We start from the raw sequence: 17,632 nt of genomic DNA on the forward strand, positions 1-17,632 counted from the left end.
CCAGCCTGTGGTGGAGAGACAACAGACGCACAGGGGCCGATCGGTCCCTCGGTGGGGGTTCACCGGCCCGATCGGCACAAGGTCGTGCCTCGCTCCGGAGAACGCGTCTTGGCGTGCTGAAACAGGGCCGTCCGGCCCAGGTGCAGGGCCGCCAGGCCTCTGCCGCCTGGCCCGCTTCCCGTCCACGCTGTGGACAAGGAACGAACCCCGGACCGCGCACACGGCCCCGAGGGACGGAGACAGCAATGACCACGGTGCCCCCACTGCTGAACGTCCTGCCGCCCGAAGCCCGCGGCAGGCTGATGGAGCTCGCCCTGGAGACAAACTTCCCGGCAGGCGCCCGCATCTTCGAGGAGGGCGCCCGCGCGGACCGCTTCTGGATCATTCTCAATGGAACCGTCGCCCTCGACCTGCACGTTCCGGGACGCCGCGCCGCCGTCGTGGACCACCTTGGCCCCGGCGATCTGCTGGGCTGGTCCTGGCTCTTTCCCCCACGCAGCTGGCATCTCGGTGCCGCGGCGGGCAGCCCCGTCCGGGCACTGGAATTCGACGCTGTGAAGGTGCGTGCCCTGTGCGACGAGGACTGGGAGCTCGGCCAGGCGCTCACTCTCCGCATCGCCGAGGTGATCGCCAACCGGCTCCAGTCCGCGCGCGGTCGCCTGCTCGACCTGTACGGGCCCGCCGGCGGCGCAACCACGCGCCTCGCGCGCTGAGGCCACACGCGCCCGGCCGGCTCGTTCAGCAGTGGTACGGGGGGCCCGTGTGAGTCAGGATCCATGGGGGGACAACGCGGCAAGGATCAGACAATGGCCGAGTCACGAACGTTCTCGAACGAGACACCGATCAGGGTGTTCCTTCTGGACGACCACGAAGTCGTCAGGCGTGGCCTTCACGATCTCCTTGGCGGAGAGCCGGACATCACCGTGGTCGGAGAAGCCGCCACCGTCGACCACGCCCTCGCTCGAGGGCCTGCCCTGCGGCCCGATGTGGCCATTCTCGACGTACGCCTGCCGGACGGCGACGGCATCACAGTGTGCAGGGAACTGCGCTCACGCATGCCCGAGCTGGCCTGCCTCATGCTGACGTCGTTCGACGACGACGACGCGCTGCTGGACGCGATCATGGCGGGCGCCGCCGGGTACGTCCTGAAACAGATCCAGGGCTCGGACCTCGTCACAGCTGTCCGCACCGTCGCAGCCGGGCAGTCCATGCTCGATCCGGCCACCACCACGAGGCTCATGCAGTCCCTGCGCCACGACGAGACCGCTCAGGAGCCCGAGAATTCGGCGCTGTCCGCGCTCTCCCCGCGCGAACACCAGATCCTGGACCTGATCGGCGAAGGAATGACCAACCGCCAGATCGGCTCGCAACTCTTCCTCTCCGAGAAGACGGTGAAGAACCACATCTCGCGGCTGCTGTCCAAGCTCGGCGTCGAGCGGCGCATTCAGGCGGCCGTCATGGCCACTCAGGTGCATGGGCGCCCGGGACCGGAGACACACGGGCACCACGACCGAGGGCCGGACGAATACCCGTGACTGCTCCCCGCCTCGCCCTCGGCCGCACCGTATTCCTATGGCATGACCGGGGGCACGTCCTATCGTGGTGTGTGCGGGCTGTGACTCGTCGGTCGGCTCGACTGTGGCGGAGGCTCTGTGGAGCGAGAGCACGACCTGGGGACCGAAAACCTTCCGCGGCTCCGGCTGGACGAGCTGCTGCAGGAGCTGCACGTACGCATCAACGCGATACGCGGCACGCGCGACCGTGTCCATGGCCTGCTGGAAGCCGTACTGTCGGTCGGACGCGAACTCGATCTCCCGCAGGTTTTGCGGAGGATCGTGGAAGCCGCGGTGGTCCTGGTGGACGCCGAGTACGGCGCGCTGGGCGTGATCGGACACGATCGGAAACTGTCGGAATTCCTGACGGAGGGCATCGATGACGAGCTGAGGGCTCGGATCGGTGATCTGCCGAGTGGTCATGGCATCCTCGGCGAGTTGATCCGGCACCCCGAGCCTCTGCGCCTGGCGGAGCTGTCCCACCACCCGTCCTCCTACGGCTTTCCGGCGAATCACCCGCCGATGCATTCGTTCCTGGGGGTGCCGATCAGGGTGCGGGACAAGGTCTTCGGGAATCTGTATCTCACCGAGAAGCGCAGTGCGAAGGAGTTCGACGCCGAGGACGAGGCGGTGCTCTCCACCCTGGCTGTCGCTGCTGGAGTGGCGATCGAGAACGCCCGGCTGTACGAGGAGGCGCGGCTCCGGGAGCAGTGGCTGGCGGCGAGCGCGGAAGTGACGAGCCGCCTCCTTTCCGGGGCGTCCAGGGCGGAGGTCCTTGAGCTGATCGTCGAGCGGGCGCGGCAGCTCGTGTCCGCGGACCTGTGCCTGGTGGCGGTGCCGGCGGAGGGCGCGGACGGACTGCGTACGGCCGTGGTCGCGGGCAACGAGACACAGGCCCTCAACGGCTCGCTCCTTCCCGGACGAGACGGCTTCGTCGGAGAGGCGTTCAGTGGGGGCGAGCCAGTCCTGAGCAGCGACATCGAGCACGATCCGCGCGGCGGCGAGGAGAGGCCCCGGTGGGCGGGGCTTGGTCCTGCCGTGGCGGTGCCGATGGGCACTCGGGGAGGGGAACGTGGCGTGCTGCTGCTGGCCCGCGCTTCCGGCAGTACGGCGTTCGGCCGGGAGGAGTCGGCGCTCCTGCTCGGGTTCGCCGGCCAGGCGGCGCTGGCGATGGAGCTTGCGGAACGACGCAGCGACGCCGAACAGGTCGCCCTCCTGGAGGATCGCGACCGGATCGCACGCGACCTCCACGACCTGGCCATCCAACGGCTGTTCGCAACGGGTATGACACTCCAGAGCGCCCAGAGATTCGTCGAGCATCCGGAGGCCGTCGAACGCCTTGGGCGTGCGGTGGGGGACCTGGACGACACCATCAAGATCATCCGGTCGACGATCTTCGGGCTCAGGACCCATGACGCGGAGCCCGGTGGACGAGGGGTGCGCCGACGTCTTGCCGCGGAAGTGGCGGCAGCTGCCCTGACGCTGGGGTTCACACCTTCGGTGCGACTGGAGGGACTGGTCGACACCGATGTTCCCGGGCGGATCGCCGACCACGCGATCGCTGTCGTTGCCGAGGCGCTCAGCAATGCGGCCAGGCACGCGGAAGCGGGATCCGTCGACCTGCATCTCGTCGCGGCAGGCGGCGAACTGACTCTGACCGTGACGGATGACGGCGTCGGCATTCCGGACGGCGTGGCTCGCAGCGGGCTGAAGAACATCGAAGAACGGGCTGCGGCCCTGGGCGGTTCCTTCGTGCAGGAGGTACCACCGGGCGGAGGCACGCGGCTGATCTGGTGTGTCCCGTTGCCCGGCGTGAAAGCTGCGCCCTGACCGGTGTCAGCCGGAAAGGCCCAGGGCCCGATGGGCCCGGCAGCCGCAGCATCGAGATCACCGGCGACGTCGCCCTGGTACGCCAGGAGTTCAGCATGAACTTCACGAACTCCTCCGCGACCGAGGCCATCGACGTATTCTCCTGCGCACGCGTCGGTAGCGCCCGGAGCATCATCAGCGTCCTCAGCGACACGCAGCCCAAGTCCCGCCCGAGACGGCCCTGATCTGCGTGAGCGATACGTGAGCGAATGGGCGGCACCCAACGGACCGGGCGTCACCTCCGGAGAGCACGATGCGTATCTGAGATCGCGGTCAGCGCGGCGGTCAACTGCTCGTCGAGGAACTCCGTTGTCTCGGGGTCTCCCTGCATGGCTCGCCTCCCTGCTCCTGGCCGGGTGGGCACGAAGAGACGCCGCACCGGCGGCCGCCCGCATACGGACATCGATTCACCGGACAAGTCCGACTTCCAGGAAGGGCGCACCTACCCGCGATCCCGAGCGGCAACGGCCACCACATGGCTCACACGTCGCCGCTCCTTACCGTCCGACGCGCGGCGGCCGAGCGGGAGCCGACCAGGAGCAGGCACAGCACCGCGACTCCCGACAAGGCGGCTCTCGGGTTGAGCGAAGAGGGGAAACGAGCGCGGCGAGCGACCGTGCCCCGTGCTCGCGCCATCGTGCCCACCCGCACCCCCGACGTCAGCCGCCGTGTCCCGGAGAACCGATGAGACTCATGATCCGGCGGACAGGGCCCCGCCTGCAGCGGCCGGGGCCAAGCGCACGGCCGGCCGCTTCAAGGGGTAGGGATGCCGCCGGGGCGGGCCGGGAGGCCGAAGCGTACCGGGACGCCCGGCGAATACAGCACGCTCACCGGCTCCCCCGCCGGTTCGGGCAGTCCTGCGGCCGCCACCAGGTCCTGGTCGCACTCGATCAGATCGGCACGGTGCAGGGGCCAGCGCGGATGCGTGTTCGGCAGGTACACCGACCGTCCGAAAAACGTGTTGTGCATGCCCCAGCGTGCGGTCAGGAAGTGTTCGAGCTCGCTGGGGGTCTCGACGCGCTCGCCGATCCGCAGAGCAATACGGCTGTGCGCGCCTCGCGGCCCTGGCCAGCGCCGCGTGCTGGTGTAGGTGAGTGTGTCGCCGTCGCGCCGGATCGCCATCCGGGACCACAGGTACGGCAGCCGGAACAGCGTACGCGCGACCGCCACCGGGATCAGCCGGGAGGCATCGAGCGATCGGAAGACCACCCCTCGGCGCCCATGGGCATCCCTCGAGTAGAGACGGACATTCGTCTCGGGGAAGGTACCCAGATAAGGGACGCCGGGGAGGCGGAACCAGCCGACCCGGTGCATCCGGAAGGCGACGAGTCCGATGTAGGTGACCCCATGGAGCGTGTCGGGAACGGTCTCGGCCGGCAGGAGCGGTGCCACGTCTGCCGGATCGGCGGCCCAGTGCAGGAATGCCAGGTCCAGCCAGGACTGGGTCAGCAGGGGGCTTACCCCGGGGTGGGGTGAGTCGGCCGTTATGGATTGGGGAGCACGGGGCGTGGGCGGCACCCTTTCAGCATCGCAGAGTCCACTCCGCGGCCATGCGGAGGGGGCCTCGATCCGAGTACGGGACGAGGGGGCGAGGACGCCGAGGACGCCGAGGACGGCAAGATGGCACGGCAGACGTCGGCTGCCGTACCTACTGCAATGCGTGTACCACCGCTGTGAAGGCCGCCGGCGCGCGGTGAGCGGCAGGGACGATCAGACGTGCTGTGGCGGGGTACCGAGCCGCTCTCAGCAGGCCCTCGGTCAGCAGCCGGTGACGTCTCGTCAGCCGTGCCCACTGCGCGGGATACGCCTGAGGCCGGACAGCGGCCAGGCACCTGACCGCCGCCGCGGCCGTCGCCATGGCCAGTGCGATGCCTTCGCCCGTCAGAGCGTCGACATAGCCCGCCGCGTCACCGACCAACAGGGCACGTCCGGCCCGCTGACTCCGCGCCCGCTGCCGCAACGGCCCGGCGCCGCGCACCGAATTCGCCCCGCGGCCCCCGAGTACAGCGGCGAGAGCGGGAAACGCCGTCAGGTGCTCGTCGTAGGAACAACGGTCGCGGCTGAGTACGGCGACGCCCACCAGGTTGTCCCCGACCGGCGTCACATACGCCTCGCTGTGGCGGGACCAGTGGACCTCCACGAAGTCGGTCCACGGGGCGATGCGGTAGTGGCGGCGCATGCCGTATCGCCGCGATGCACCCCCGGGACGGTCCAGGCCGAGCTCCCGGCGTAGCGGAGAATGCAGGCCGTCGGCGGCGATCAGCCACCGCGCCGTCAGCCCCGCCGCGCTGACACGGTCGTGGGCCTGGCGGATCTCCCCCACCTTGCCCGGAACGATCCGCACCCCGAGTTCCACGGCCCGCTGATACAGGGCGGCGTGCAGTTCGGTCCGCCGTACGCCGAGTCCGGGGCTGCCATGGAACGTTGCCTCCGCGCGACGGGCGCCCGCGAGGTAGCGGATCCCGCGCAGGTCGTGGCCGGACACCTCGACACCCAGCGAACGCAGCGCCGCCACACCGCTGGGCATGATTCCCTCGCCGCAGGCCTTGTCGACGGGAGCGGTGCGGGGCTCGACCACGACGGCTTCCATACCCACCCGAGCGGCGTGGATCGCCGCCGCCAGGCCGGCCGGGCCTCCGCCCGCCACCAGGAGGTCGATCACGACCGTACGTCCGCTGCCGCCGCGGAGGCCAGCGCCCCGTCCTCGCACCGGATGCGGACAGCCATGAGCACCGCGTTGAGCACGGTGAAGGCGACGGCAGTCACCCACGCACTGTGGACCAGCGGCAGCGCCAGCCCCTCGGCGGCGACCGCGACGTAGTTGGGGTGGCGCAGCCATCGATAAGGTCCGTCGGTCACCAGGGGCAGGCCCGGGACGACGATGACGCGGGTGTTCCACTGATGTCCGAGCGTACGGATGCACCACCAGCGCAACGTCTGAGCGGCGACGACCACGACCACCATGGTCCAGCCGAACAGCGGGAGGAACGGGCGGTCGGCCAGCCAGACTTCGGCGAGGCAGCCCCCCAGCAGGGCGGTGTGCAGGGCGACCATGGCCGGGTAGTGCCCGCTGCCGGCTTCGATGCCGCCGCGGGCCCGGCTCCAACGGGTATTGCGCAGCGCCACGGCAAGTTCGGCGCAGCGCTCGACCGCGACGGCCAGCACCAGAGCGGTGTACCAGATCATGCGTCCTCCGACCTACCAGCGCAGCAGTACCAGTTCGCAACAGAAACCGGGGCCCATGGCCATCAGCAGACCGGGCGTTCCCGGTTCGGGCCGCCTCTGCTCCAGCGTGTCCCGAAGGACATACAGGACCGAGGACGACGACAGGTTCCCCACCTCGGCCAGCGAGCGCCAGGTGACGTCGAGGGCGCCCTCGGGCAAGGAGAGAACCTCGGAGACGGCTTCCAGGACCTTGGGGCCGCCGGGGTGGCACACCCAGTGGGCCACATCCTTCGGCTTGAGCCCGTGCTCCTCCAGGAATCCGTGGACGTCGTCGGCGAGATACCGGCGGACGACCGCCGGGACGGCCACGTCCAGCACCACCCTGAAGCCAGAGCTTCGGATGTCCCAGCCCATCACCCGTTCGGTGTCCGGGTACATACGGCTGCGGGTGGCCACTACCTCCGGGCCGGCCGTCGACGACCGGCGGTCGCCGACGGCGACCACAGCGGCCGCCCCGTCGCCGAACAGCCCGGTCGCCACCAGGTTGGCGGGCCTCGCGTCATTGCGCTGGAAGGTGAGGGAGCAGAGTTCGACCGAGAGCAGCACAGCGACATGGTCGGGCCAGCCGAGCAGGTAGTCGTGCAGCCGAGCCACACCGGCCGCCCCGGCGACGCAGCCCAGGCCGAAGATGGGCAGCCGTTTCACATCGGGTCGCAGGCCGAGACGCCCGACGAGCCGGGCATCGATGGAGGGCGCGGCCACTCCGGTGACGGATGTGAACATCAGCAGGTCCACATCAGCGGGCCGCAGCCCCGCCGTCCGCAGCGCACCGCGGACGGCCTCGGCACCCAGATCGGCAGCCGCGCCGATGAAGACGTCGTTTGCCGCGCCGAGGCCATCCAGCTCGCAATAGCACTCCAGCGGCAGCACCATGTGCCGCGTGCGTACCTGCGCGTTCTCGTGAAGGCGATCGAGGGCACGGCGATCGGCGCCCGGTGGCAGGCAGGTGCGGGCCACCATGTCGGTGATCTCGCCCTGGGTGTGGCGGTACGGTGCCAGGGAGCCGTGAACAGCCGCGATCCGGGTCATCCCGCTTCCCGCTTCGGAGGCATCATGGCCCCATTCCTTGCCCGCAGAAAGGCGGAAGACACCTCAAGTAGCCCGTGCGGCTGTCACACCCGTCCGTCCCGGAATGCCTACCATCGCCCGATGGGCACTACGGATCCGTCACAGGTATGCGGCACGACCGCGTGGCCGCTCCGCCGTGCGGTGGGGCTGGCCCTGTCCTGCCATCCGGGGCCTGTGGTCGCTGTGACTGTCCTGGCTACCGCACTGGCCGTCAGCGCCGACCTCAGCGGGGCGCGTTGCGCGCTGATCGGCGCGGCGGTGCTGGCCGGCCAGCTCTCGGTGGGCTGGTGCAACGACGCCTTCGACGCCCGGCGCGACACCGCGGTCGGCCGCCGCGGCAAACCGGTGGCCGATGGCGCGGTGGGCCTGAGCGCGGTGTGGGCGGCGGCGTTCGCCGCCCTCCTGCTGTGTGTGCCTCTGTCGCTGGCCTGTGGTCTCTTCGCCGGTACGGTGCACCTGACCGCGGTGGCGGCGGCATGGATGTACAACCTCAAGCTCAAGGCGACGGTGCTGTCCTGGCTGCCGTACGTGATCGGATTCGGTACCCTGCCGGCTGTCGTCACCCTGAGCAAACCCGGCCACCCCTGGCCCCAGTGGTGGGCCGTGACGGCCGGAGCGCTGCTCGGCATCGCGGCCCATCTGGGCGACGTGCTCCCGGACATCGGCGATGATCTGGGGACCGGGATGCGCGGGCTGCCGCAGCGGCTGGGCGTCAGCGGCACCCGGCTGCTGTTGCCGGTCCCCCTGGTGGCGGCAACGGCGGTACTGGTGCTGGGACCCGCGGGACCCCCGGGCGTGTGGGGAGCGGCGGCACTGTTGACGGCGCCGCCGACAGCAGTCGCGGGGCTCGCACTTGGCCGGTACTGGCGCAAGGCGGCATTCGCCGGGACGGTCGCCGTGGCGGCGGCAGATGTGACGCTGCTCCTGGTGCGGGGCACCGCCCTTGCCTGACTCCGGTGTCACACTGCATCGGACGGGGCGATGCCCCGAGTCACGGCAGCGGGGCCGCCCCCGACCCCCTCCGGGAGACCTCCGACGTGCCCCGGCAGCACGGGCCGTCCCCGGCGTCAGCGGCGCCGCAGGGACGCGTCGGACAATGCCGGCGGTGTGTAGTAGAAATCGTCCCGGTTCAGGTCCGTGCCCGGAGGCACGATGTCGTCGATCCGGTCCATGATGTCCGGGCTCAACCCGACGTCCACTCCCGCCAGTAGGTCCTCCAGGTGCTCGCTCGTCCGCGGGCCGATGATCACCGAGGTGACGGCCGGGTGGGCGCGTACGAAGGCGATCGCCAGGTGTGCGAGCTTCAGGCCCGCGTCGTCGGCCAGCGTCGTCAGCTCGCCGAGGACTTCCAGCTTGCGGGCGTTGCCCGGCACCGACGGGTCGAACTTGTGCCGCTCAAGGGCCGCCCGGCCGCTGCCCGCCGTGAGGTTGATGTCCGTCGGCCTGGCGTACTTGCCGGAGAGCCAGCCCGCGCTGAGCGGGCCCCAGGTCAGCACACCCATGCCATAGCGCTGGGCGGTGGGCAGCACTGCGGCCTCGACGCCACGGGCCAGGATCGAGTACGGCGGCTGCTCGGTGCGGAAACGGATGTGGCCGCGCCGCTCGGCCGTCCACTGGGCCTCGACGATCTGTTCCGCGGGGAATGTGGAGTGGCCGATCGCGCGTACCTTGCCCGCGCGTACGAGATCGGACAGGGCGGAAAGGGTCTCGTCGATGTCGGTGTCCGCGTCGGGTCGGTGCACCTGGTACAGGTCGATGTAGTCGGTGCCCAGGCGGCGGAGGCTGTTCTCCACGGCGCGGGTGAGCCAGCGCCGTGAGTTTCCGCTGTGGTTGGGATCGTCGCCCATCGAGCTGCTGCCCTTGGTGGCGAGTACGACATCGTCCCGGCGGCCCTTGAGCGCCTTCCCGACGATCTCCTCCGATTCGCCCAGGCTGTAGACGTCTGCGGTGTCCACAAAGTTGATGTCTGCGTCCAGCGCCCGGTGGATCATACGGACGGACTCGTTCTGGTCGCCACTGCCCCAGGCGCCGAACATCATGGTGCCCAGCGCGTATTCGCTCACCGAGATACCCGTACCACCGAGGATCCTGCGCTTCATCAGAGCCACGCCTTTCGTAGGTCGGCTGCAGTGAGCTTCCCCGATGCCGGTTCCGCTCAGAGATCGTCATTCATGAGGTGGTGACGACAACCTTGCCCCGGATGTGCTTCCCGGCGAAGTCGGCGACGGCCTGTACAGCGTCCGCGAACCCGTGGCGTGCACCGATTTCCACCTTCAGCCGCCCGTCGGCCGCCCGGGCTGCCAGATCGTCGAGATCGCCCGGCTCCGCCTGGAAGGAGCCGATGTAGACCGGCGAAACGTCGCGGCCCAGGTCGTCGGGCCCGAAGAGCGGCGACACCAGCCGGCCGCCCGGGCGGACCGCACGCGCGGTGTTCGTGAGTCCTTCACCCGAGTTGACCAGGTCGATGACGACATCAACGCCGCCGGGCACCAGGCGCAGGGTCTGCTCCACCACATCAGCGTTCTTGTAGTCGACGGTGTCGGTGGCGCCGAGGCCGCGCACATACTCCTCGTCGTCCGCGACGGCCGTGGCGATCACACGGGCCCCGAGTGCGTGGGCCAGCTGCACGGCGTACATTCCGATGCCGCCGGTCGCCCCGACCACCAGCACGCTCTCGCCCTCCGTGAGCCGGACGGCGCGCACCAGGCAGACCGCGGTGAGCCCCGATTCGGGGATGGCGGCGCCGTGCAGGCTGTTCAAGCCCGCAGGCCGCCGGGCGAGCAAGGGACCGGGTGACGCCACCGTGTACTCGGCCACGGCGCCCGCTTGCCCGGTGAAGGCGAGCACCGGATCACCCGGCGCGTATCCGGAAACGCCCTCCCCCACTTCGGCAACGGTGCCCGCCGCGTCCATCCCGATCACCAGCGGGTGCTCGACCGGGAAGAGGTCCTTCGCCCCGCCGGTGATCAGCTTCAGGTCGAGCGGGTTGAGTGCCGCGGCCTCGACCTTGATCAGCACCTGGCCGGGTTCCACGGTGGGTGTGGGGAGCTCGGTGATCGTGATCTGGTCCAGCGGCATGTAGTCGGTGGCGACGAGGGCTTTCACGGGCGACTCCCTGAGGTGAGCAAGCCACCGCCCCACGGCGGTCGGCGGCTGGGGCACCGGACGTGAGCACCCTCCTCTCTTCTACTCGGTCGGACCCGCCCAAGCGAGGAGCCCGACCGTACGCGCCGCCGGACGAGGCGTCGCCGAGCGTCACCAGCCGGCTCTGTCAGCCCTGGCAGCCATGGACGACGAGCTCCAGCGCCTCCGCCGCGAGCTGAGCACGTTCAGCCGTACGTTCCCCGCTCCGGTCCCGGACCAAGAACAGGGGGACGACGCCAAGGGCGTCGTCCCCCTCCCCCGCCGCTGATGTCTCAACAGCCTCATCAGCAAGGCCGAGGTCCAGAGGCGGAAGACGTGTTGGGCCTGGTCGTCTCACGGTCTCCGCGAGGGCCTCGGTCAGGTGCCGACGTAGGCCGCGAGGTGCTCGCCGGTGAGGGTGGATCGGGCGGCGACGAGGTCGGCGGGTGTGCCCTCGAAGACGATCCGGCCGCCGTCGTGGCCGGCGCCGGGGCCGAGGTCGATGATCCAGTCGGCGTGCGCCATGACCGCCTGGTGGTGTTCGACGACGATGACCGACTTGCCGGAGTCGACGAGCCGGTCGAGGAGGCCGAGCAGCTGCTCGACGTCGGCGAGGTGCAGGCCGGCGGTCGGCTCGTCGAGGACGTAGACGCCGCCCTTCTCGGACATATGGGTGGCCAGCTTGAGCCGTTGCCGCTCGCCGCCGGACAGCGTGGTGAGCGGCTGGCCGAGGCTGAGGTAGCCGAGCCCGACGTCGGCGAGCCGGTCGAGGATCTTGTGTGCGGCCGGCGTGTGTGCCTCGCCGGCGCCGAAGAACTCCTCGGCCTCGGTCACCGACATCGCGAGCACCTCGCTGATGTCGCGGCCGCCGAGGTGGTGGTCCAGGACCGATGCCTGGAACCGCTTCCCCTCGCACTCCTCGCAGATGGTGGCGACGCCGGCCATCATCGCCAGGTCGGTGTAGATGACGCCGGCGCCGTTGCAGCTGGGGCAGGCACCCTCGGAATTGGCGCTGAACAGCGCCGGTTTCACGCCGTTGGCCTTCGCGAACGCCTTGCGGATCGGGTCGAGCAGTCCGGTGTACGTCGCCGGGTTGCTCCGCCTGGAGCCGCGGATCGCGCCCTGGTCGATGGACACCACGCCCTCCCCGGCGGGGATCGACCCGTGCACGAGCGAGCTCTTGCCGGAGCCGGCGACGCCGGTGACGACGGCGAGCACCCCGAGCGGGATGTCCACATCGACGTCGCGCAGGTTGTGCGCCGACGCGCCGCGGATCTCCAGCGCCCCGGTGGGCTTGCGCACCGTCTCCTTGAGGGTGGCCCGGTCGTCGAAGTGGCGGCCGGTGATGGTGCCGCCTGCCCGCAGTCCCTCGACGGTGCCCTCGAAGCAGACGGTGCCGCCCGTGGTGCCGGCGCCGGGGCCGAGGTCGACGATGTGGTCGGCGATCGCGATCGTCTCCGGCTTGTGCTCCACCACGAGCACCGTGTTGCCCTTGTCGCGCAGCCGCAGCAGCAGGTCGTTCATCCGCTGGATGTCGTGGGGGTGCAGGCCGATGGTGGGCTCGTCGAAGACGTAGGTGACGTCGGTGAGCGAGGAGCCGAGGTGGCGGATCATCTTGACGCGCTGTGCCTCGCCGCCCGACAGCGTGCCCGAGGGCCGGTCGAGGGAGAGGTAGCCGAGGCCGATCTCCACGAACGAGTCGAGGGTCTGCTGCAGCGCGGTGAGCAGCGGCGCCACCGAGGGCTCGTCGAGGCCACGGACCCATTCGGCAAGGTCGCTGATCTGCATCGCGCAGGCGTCGGCGATGCTGATCTTCTTGATCTTCGACGACCGGGCGGCCTCACTGAGCCGGGTGCCGCCGCACTCGGGGCAGGCGGTGAAGGTGACGGCCCGGTCCACGAACGCCCGGATGTGCGGCTGCATCGCCTCCCGGTCCTTGGAGAGGAACGACTTCTGGATCTTGGGGATCAGCCCCTCGTAGGTGAGGTTGACGCCCTCGACCTTCACCTTGGTCGGCTCCCGGTAGAGGAAGTCCTGCATCTCTCTTTTGGTGTACTTGCTGATCGGCTTGTCGGGGTCGAGGAAGCCCGACTCGGCATAGGTCCGCACGGTCCAGAAGCTGTCCGACTTCCAGCCGGGGATGGTGAACGCGCCCTCGGCGATCGACTTGGAGTCGTCGAAGAGCTGGGTGAGGTCGATGTCGGAGACCGTGCCCCGGCCTTCGCAGCACGGACACATGCCGCCGGTGATGCTGAAGTCGCGACGCTCCTTCACGGTCCGTCCGGCGCGCTCCAGGGTGACCGCACCCGCTCCACTGATCGAGGCGACGTTGAAGGAGAAGGCCTGGGGCGAGCCGATGTGCGGCTGCCCGAGTCGGCTGAACAGGATGCGCAGCATCGCGTTGGCGTCGGTGGCGGTGCCGACCGTGGAGCGGGGGTCGGCGCCCATCCGCTGCTGGTCGACGATGATCGCGGTCGTCAGCCCATCGAGTACGTCGACCTCGGGCCGCGCCAGGGTGGGCATGAAGCCCTGCACGAAGGCGCTGTAGGTCTCGTTGATCAGCCGCTGTGACTCCGCGGCGATGGTGCCGAACACCAGAGAGCTCTTGCCCGAGCCGGAGACACCGGTGAACACCGTCAGCCGGCGCTTCGGGATCTCGATGCTGACGTCCTTGAGGTTGTTCACGCGCGCGCCGTGCACGCGGATCAGGTCGTGGCTGTCGGCAGCGTGCAGCGCAGGCGACTGCGTGTCCGTCCTCGTGGCCATGCTCATCATGTCTCCATCTGTTGGGCGGGGCCGCCTTCGCGGTCTCCGTCGGCGTCGCCTGGCTCGATCTAACCAGCGGTACGGGGTGGCCGGCGCACGCGGGTCGAAGCCGGTGCGCGCGGCGAACCGGTCACCCGCTTCTGCGGCAGCGAGTCGATCTCGAGGACGAGGACCTTGTCTTCGCCCTCGATCATGGACACGTCGCGGGTGGGCCCAGCCCCAGCCGAACGGTTCGGGTGGTGGCGAGATTCCTGCCGGTGGGGCGGTCCGTCGGCGTGGCCAGCAGCAGCGCCTCGCCGTCCCGGTCGAAGGACAGCGGCACCGGATACGGCGCACCGCCCTCCGAGGCACTGGCAACCCGGACATCGATGTCGTGGGTGAGCCGATGCTCGGTGTCGCGACGACGCTGAGCGCGGGAGCGGGGGGCGGATCGGTCCTGAAGCAGCCCGAGGACGTTGCCATCGGGGTCGGTGACGGTGGCCACCAGGCGGCCCCCACCGACGTCGTGCGCGGGCTCCGTCACGGTGCCGTCCGTGCAGGTCATGGCTGCGATAGCCGGACGACTCAGCGCAGCTCCTGGATGCGGATCAGATTGCCCGCGGGATCGCGGAAGGCGCAGTCGCGGACGCCGTACGGCTGCTCGGTCGGCTCCTGGACGACCTCGGCGTCGCCGGCCTGCACCTTCTCGAAAGTGCCGTCGAGGTCCCGGGTGGCCAGCATGATCCAGCCGTAGGTGCCCTTGGCCATCATCTCGGCGATGGTGCGGCGCTCGTCCTCGGTGACCCCTGGGTCGACGGCCGGCGGCGCCAGAAGGATGGACGTGCCGGGCTGGCCGACGGGGCCGACCGTGATCCAGCGCATCTTGCCCTGTCCGACGTCGCTGCGCACCTCGAAGCCGAGGGTGTCGCGGTAGAAAGCCAGGGACGCGTCCGGGTCGTCATGCGGGAGGAAGCTCGTGTGAATGGTGATATCCATGACGATCACGCTAGCTGCGACTAGGTGACCGGCGCTTCTCGATTCCTGATCGGTCTGGTCACCGCTTTCGCCACACACGGCGGCATCCCCGCCGCAGCGCCTGTAGCGCGGCGCCGGTAGGCGCTGGGCGACATGCCCACCAGCTCGGTGAAGCGGGTACTGAAGGTGCCCAGCGATGAGCAGCCGACCGCGAAGCAGACCTCGGTGACGCTGAGGTCGCCACGACGCAGCAGCGCCGTCGCGCGCTCGATACGCCGCGTCATCAGATACGCGTACGGCGCCTCGCCGTAGGCCAGCCGGAACTGGCGGCTGAGGTGCCCGGCCGACATGTGCACGCCGCGGGCAAGCGCCTCGACGTTCAGCGGCTGCGCGTACTCCCGGTCGATCCGGTCGCGGACGCGGCGCAGCCGCGCGAGGTCGCTCAAGCGCTGCGCCGCGGCGGGTCTGCTGGTCACCTGCTCGATCGTGCCACGTCGCGCCGGAGTTGCCCAGCGCTGTCGGCGTCCCACCCCACTCCTCGTCCGCTCTGGCCCGGTCTGCTCCGCTCACGCCCTCGACCTGCTCAGGCCCTGAGGTATTCGGCCTTCGCCGCGTCAACCCAGTGGTCCCCGGTAAGCAGGTCACGGTCCGCTCACCAGGGATCGCCATGCACAAAACACCGCACCGTCAGCGAAGGGAAGGCGTCATACCCGCAGCGGGGTCGGCCCGGAGGATGGCCTCCTGTGCGAGGCGCAGCGGCGGGCCCGGCTCGATCCCCAGTTCTTCCCTGATGATCTGCCGGACCCTGCGGTACACGCCCAGCGCATCGCCCTGCCTGCCCACCCGGTAGAGCGCCACCATCAGCTGCCGGTAGAAGGGCTCCCGCAGCGGATGCTGGACCACCAGGCCCTTGAGTTCCTCGATCACGGCGTAGTGGCGGCCGAGAGCCAGGGCGGATTCGATATTCAACTCGATGCAATTGAGCCGTTTTTCCTCCTCGACGGCGGCAAACGAGTTGATCTCCAGAGATCCTGCAATACCGTCCAGGACAGGCCCCCGCCACATGGCGAGGGCCTGTCCGAGATGCTCTGATGCGGCCAGATGGTCAGCCGCGAAGTATTGGGATCTGCCGATTTCGTAGAGTTCGTCGAACAGCCGGACGTCGAGCTGCGCCGTACTGACATTGAGAATGTAACCGGGCGACACCGTAATAATCGGCGAGATCCTTCCGGGTTCGCTCAGGAGTTTCCGTAATTGCGACACATAGACGCGCAGGCTTGCGGTCGCAGAGCGCGGCGGCTGCTGCTCCCACAACTCCGCGACCAGCTTGTCCCCCGGTACGGTCTCCCCCGCCCGGACGGTCAGGAGGGCCAGCAGTTTGGCGATCTTCGGTGGCGCCGGCGTCAGGTCGACATCGCCACGGGTCACCCTCAGCCGACCGAGCACCTCATAGCGCAGCGGCTGGCCGTTTTGCGCAGAGTGCAGGGACACGTAAACCCCCTGAATGCGTGCCACGCATTCGATAGTTCGGAATCCCCCGTCTACTCCCTGATGTCGCATGGAGTACACGCTTGCCGATAAACACCCTAGCGCGGCCGTCGTTACGTGGTCATTAAAAGGAAGATAACAGCTGAGATGAAGCCCGAATGTCTATTTCCAGCCATTGAACAGCTGGAATTCAATTGTTGAAGCGGCACTGATGGAGCGGCAGAGGCGGCCGGCTCGGGGAATCCCCTGCGCCGGCCGCCTCTCGTCCTTCGTCCCTCGTCCTTGCATGTGTGTCGGATCAGGTGGCTGGTACCCGGTCGGGTGCCAGCGTCTCGGCCAGCCAGGAGAACAGCCGGTCGTGATAGAGACTCATGGCTCCGGAGTGGCAGTGGGCGCCCCCGCCCTCGTCCGCGGTGAAGACATGCAGTGTCTTGGCGCTGTTCAGCCCCGTGTGCACCTTCTTCGCGTGTTCAAGACCGGAGAAGAACATGTCCTCCTCGGCGTCGAGCACCAGCACGGGACAGCGCACCTGTCCCACGACCTCCGAGAGGTTGAAAGCGGGCATACGGCGCAGCAGTTCGGCGGGCGTTTCGGCGCCGAACGTCCACAGTGCCTGGCGCAGCAGCCAGCGAGTGAACGTCTGCTGGATGGCGATCCCGTACATCACGGGATTGGCGAAGTCGTCGCAGCCCTGCTCGACCCACTCCAGTACGAACGGGGGCAGCGCCACGACATCACCGAGCTGCCAGACCGCGTCGTGGGCCACGCAGCCTGCCAGCCGGTGCTCGAACGCCGCGGCGCGTACGGCCAGCAGTCCACCGAGGCTGGTGCCGATCAGCGCCAGACGTCCGGCATCCACCCCCGGCTGAGCCAGCGCGAAGTCCACTGCCGGGGCGACCACGTTCTCCCATTCGGGCCTGAAGGTGAGGCCTTGTTCGCGCAGCACCGACCCCTGTCCCGGCCCTTCGAAGCAGAGACAGTGGTAGCCGCGTGCCACGGCGGCCGCCGCGACGAAGAAGTAGCCCTCCTCGAGTGTGGAGTCGATCCCGCCGTGGTGAATGATGGTGGGCCGTGGCCCGGCGGAGTCGTCGGCCCGGTAGAAGTGGCCCGGCAGCGATCCGTTCTCGTACGGGATACGGACGAACTGCGGTGGGCGTTCCATCAGTTCGGCGGCCTGAGCGAACGTGTCCTTGGAGAGCCGCATCAGCCGGCCGGCCTCGGGGTCGTGGGCGGGGTCGTCGCGCAGGAAGAACTCGGCCGTCCGGTAGTAGTTGTGCGCGCGCAGCAGTGCGGCACGGGCGTCGACGGGCCGCTTCTCACCGAGTGCCGCCGTGCCCAGCCGGTGTACGCGCTCGGCCATGGCGGTCCACTCACGCCGCCAGGCGTCGGTGTCGCCGTCCTGGATGCGCGAGGCGACGGCGATGACCTCGCCGAGCTGTGCACCGCCGAGGTCGGCGTAACCGGCGGCGCGCAATGCCTCATAATCGAAGGCCGGGTCGTCGAAGAGGAATTTCATGGCTGCGGCTCCTGGGTCGAATGTGGTGCTCCAAAGCCCTGGATCGGGCGCGTGGGGTGACCGATCTGTG

17 protein-coding genes and 2 pseudogenes are annotated in these 17,632 nt (G+C 69.4%); 6 read left to right on the forward strand and 13 right to left on the reverse strand.

All coding sequences use genetic code 11. The features are described 5' to 3' along the window. The first annotated feature begins 245 nt into the window (after positions 1-245). The 4 genes from OG735_RS02675 (at position 246) to OG735_RS02690 (ending at position 3,607) form a co-directional block, all read left to right on the forward strand. A complete protein-coding gene (locus tag OG735_RS02675) occupies positions 246-713 on the forward strand; it encodes a Crp/Fnr family transcriptional regulator (protein WP_327321496.1) in 468 nt (155 codons plus the stop codon). Positions 714-806: 93 nt separating this feature from the next. Then, on the forward strand, positions 807-1,535 hold the full coding sequence (locus OG735_RS02680) for a response regulator transcription factor (RefSeq protein WP_327321497.1): 729 nt from the start codon (positions 807-809) through the stop codon (positions 1,533-1,535). A 117-nt stretch (positions 1,536-1,652) separates the two neighbouring features. Next, on the forward strand, positions 1,653-3,383 hold the full coding sequence (locus OG735_RS02685) for a sensor histidine kinase (RefSeq protein ID WP_327321498.1): 1,731 nt from the start codon (positions 1,653-1,655) through the stop codon (positions 3,381-3,383). Between the two features lie 95 nt (positions 3,384-3,478). Then, positions 3,479-3,607, forward strand: coding sequence for a hypothetical protein (locus OG735_RS02690; RefSeq protein ID WP_327321499.1), 129 nt, complete (start codon positions 3,479-3,481; stop codon positions 3,605-3,607). Positions 3,608-4,175: 568 nt separating this feature from the next. On the opposite strand, the gene OG735_RS02695 is transcribed toward OG735_RS02690, so the two are convergent. From OG735_RS02695 to OG735_RS02710, 4 genes are all read right to left on the reverse strand, one after another. Continuing rightward, on the reverse strand, positions 4,176-4,940 hold the full coding sequence (locus OG735_RS02695) for a YqjF family protein (protein ID WP_327321500.1): 765 nt from the start codon (positions 4,938-4,940) through the stop codon (positions 4,176-4,178). A gap of 130 nt (positions 4,941-5,070) precedes the next feature. Continuing rightward, the gene (locus OG735_RS02700; RefSeq protein WP_327321501.1) at positions 5,071-6,084 is read right to left on the reverse strand and encodes an NAD(P)/FAD-dependent oxidoreductase; all 1,014 of its coding nucleotides are present in this window, start codon (positions 6,082-6,084) and stop codon (positions 5,071-5,073) included. Next, positions 6,081-6,608 (reverse strand): isoprenylcysteine carboxyl methyltransferase family protein, encoded by a 528-nt coding sequence (locus OG735_RS02705; RefSeq protein ID WP_327321502.1) that lies wholly within the window; start codon positions 6,606-6,608, stop codon positions 6,081-6,083. Before OG735_RS02705 ends, OG735_RS02700 begins: the two co-directional genes overlap by 4 nt. A gap of 12 nt (positions 6,609-6,620) precedes the next feature. After that, complete coding sequence (locus tag OG735_RS02710) at positions 6,621-7,676, reverse strand: type III polyketide synthase (protein WP_327321503.1); 1,056 nt, start codon at positions 7,674-7,676, stop codon at positions 6,621-6,623. 120 nt (positions 7,677-7,796) lie between these two features. On the opposite strand from OG735_RS02710, the gene OG735_RS02715 reads away from it, so the two are divergent. Next, a complete protein-coding gene (locus OG735_RS02715) occupies positions 7,797-8,666 on the forward strand; it encodes a UbiA family prenyltransferase (protein WP_327321504.1) in 870 nt (289 codons plus the stop codon). A 116-nt stretch (positions 8,667-8,782) separates the two neighbouring features. Here the strand turns inward: OG735_RS02715 and OG735_RS02720 are convergent, their stop codons facing one another. Next, positions 8,783-9,814, reverse strand: coding sequence for an aldo/keto reductase (locus OG735_RS02720; protein WP_327321505.1), 1,032 nt, complete (start codon positions 9,812-9,814; stop codon positions 8,783-8,785). Between the two features lie 70 nt (positions 9,815-9,884). Next, entirely contained in the window at positions 9,885-10,820 is a 936-nt protein-coding gene (locus OG735_RS02725) for an NADP-dependent oxidoreductase (RefSeq protein ID WP_327321506.1), read from the reverse strand. Positions 10,821-11,001: 181 nt separating this feature from the next. On the opposite strand from OG735_RS02725, the gene OG735_RS02730 reads away from it, so the two are divergent. Then, positions 11,002-11,127 carry a hypothetical protein gene (locus OG735_RS02730; protein ID WP_327321507.1) on the forward strand — a complete coding sequence of 42 codons (126 nt, stop codon included), beginning with the start codon at positions 11,002-11,004 and terminating at the stop codon, positions 11,125-11,127. A gap of 89 nt (positions 11,128-11,216) precedes the next feature. Here OG735_RS02730 and OG735_RS02735 read toward each other — a convergent pair whose 3' ends face one another. The 7 genes and pseudogenes from OG735_RS02735 to OG735_RS02765 all read right to left on the reverse strand — a co-directional run bounded on the left by OG735_RS02735 (position 11,217) and on the right by OG735_RS02765 (position 17,562). After that, on the reverse strand, positions 11,217-13,610 hold the full coding sequence (locus tag OG735_RS02735; protein WP_327328186.1) for an excinuclease ABC subunit UvrA: 2,394 nt from the start codon (positions 13,608-13,610) through the stop codon (positions 11,217-11,219). A gap of 45 nt (positions 13,611-13,655) precedes the next feature. Then, positions 13,656-14,049, reverse strand: a pseudogene (locus OG735_RS02740) (pyridoxamine 5'-phosphate oxidase family protein); the annotation flags it as partial. Then, positions 14,035-14,130, reverse strand: a pseudogene (locus OG735_RS02745) (VOC family protein); the annotation flags it as partial. The pseudogenes OG735_RS02745 and OG735_RS02740, both read right to left, overlap by 15 nt. A 38-nt stretch (positions 14,131-14,168) precedes the next feature. Further along, positions 14,169-14,579, reverse strand: a complete 411-nt coding sequence (locus OG735_RS02750; protein WP_327321508.1) for a VOC family protein — start codon at positions 14,577-14,579, stop codon at positions 14,169-14,171. 20 nt (positions 14,580-14,599) lie between these two features. Beyond that, entirely contained in the window at positions 14,600-15,034 is a 435-nt protein-coding gene (locus tag OG735_RS02755; RefSeq protein WP_327321509.1) for a helix-turn-helix transcriptional regulator, read from the reverse strand. A gap of 211 nt (positions 15,035-15,245) precedes the next feature. After that, complete coding sequence (locus tag OG735_RS02760) at positions 15,246-16,073, reverse strand: AfsR/SARP family transcriptional regulator (RefSeq protein ID WP_327321510.1); 828 nt, start codon at positions 16,071-16,073, stop codon at positions 15,246-15,248. Between the two features lie 271 nt (positions 16,074-16,344). After that, positions 16,345-17,562 carry an alpha/beta hydrolase family protein gene (locus tag OG735_RS02765; protein ID WP_327321511.1) on the reverse strand — a complete coding sequence of 406 codons (1,218 nt, stop codon included), beginning with the start codon at positions 17,560-17,562 and terminating at the stop codon, positions 16,345-16,347. Positions 17,563-17,632: the final 70 nt, after the last annotated feature.

The organism is Streptomyces sp. NBC_01210, from assembly GCF_036010325.1.
Lineage (GTDB): Bacteria > Actinomycetota > Actinomycetes > Streptomycetales > Streptomycetaceae > Streptomyces.

Bases quoted from the DNA above. Each gene is read 5' to 3' on its own strand.
- OG735_RS02730 (WP_327321507.1), top strand. From the start codon at position 11,002: ATGGACGACGAGCTCCAGCGCCTCCGCCGCGAGCTGAGCACGTTCAGC.
- OG735_RS02705 (WP_327321502.1), bottom strand. From the start codon at position 6,608: ATGATCTGGTACACCGCTCTGGTGCTGGCCGTCGCGGTCGAGCGCTGC.
- OG735_RS02675 (WP_327321496.1), top strand. From the start codon at position 246: ATGACCACGGTGCCCCCACTGCTGAACGTCCTGCCGCCCGAAGCCCGC.
- OG735_RS02750 (WP_327321508.1), bottom strand. From the start codon at position 14,579: ATGGATATCACCATTCACACGAGCTTCCTCCCGCATGACGACCCGGAC.
- OG735_RS02735 (WP_327328186.1), bottom strand. From the start codon at position 13,610: ATGAGCATGGCCACGAGGACGGACACGCAGTCGCCTGCGCTGCACGCT.
- OG735_RS02765 (WP_327321511.1), bottom strand. From the start codon at position 17,562: ATGAAATTCCTCTTCGACGACCCGGCCTTCGATTATGAGGCATTGCGC.
- OG735_RS02690 (WP_327321499.1), top strand. From the start codon at position 3,479: ATGAACTTCACGAACTCCTCCGCGACCGAGGCCATCGACGTATTCTCC.
- OG735_RS02720 (WP_327321505.1), bottom strand. From the start codon at position 9,814: ATGAAGCGCAGGATCCTCGGTGGTACGGGTATCTCGGTGAGCGAATAC.
- OG735_RS02715 (WP_327321504.1), top strand. From the start codon at position 7,797: ATGGGCACTACGGATCCGTCACAGGTATGCGGCACGACCGCGTGGCCG.
- OG735_RS02680 (WP_327321497.1), top strand. From the start codon at position 807: ATGGCCGAGTCACGAACGTTCTCGAACGAGACACCGATCAGGGTGTTC.
- OG735_RS02710 (WP_327321503.1), bottom strand. From the start codon at position 7,676: ATGACCCGGATCGCGGCTGTTCACGGCTCCCTGGCACCGTACCGCCAC.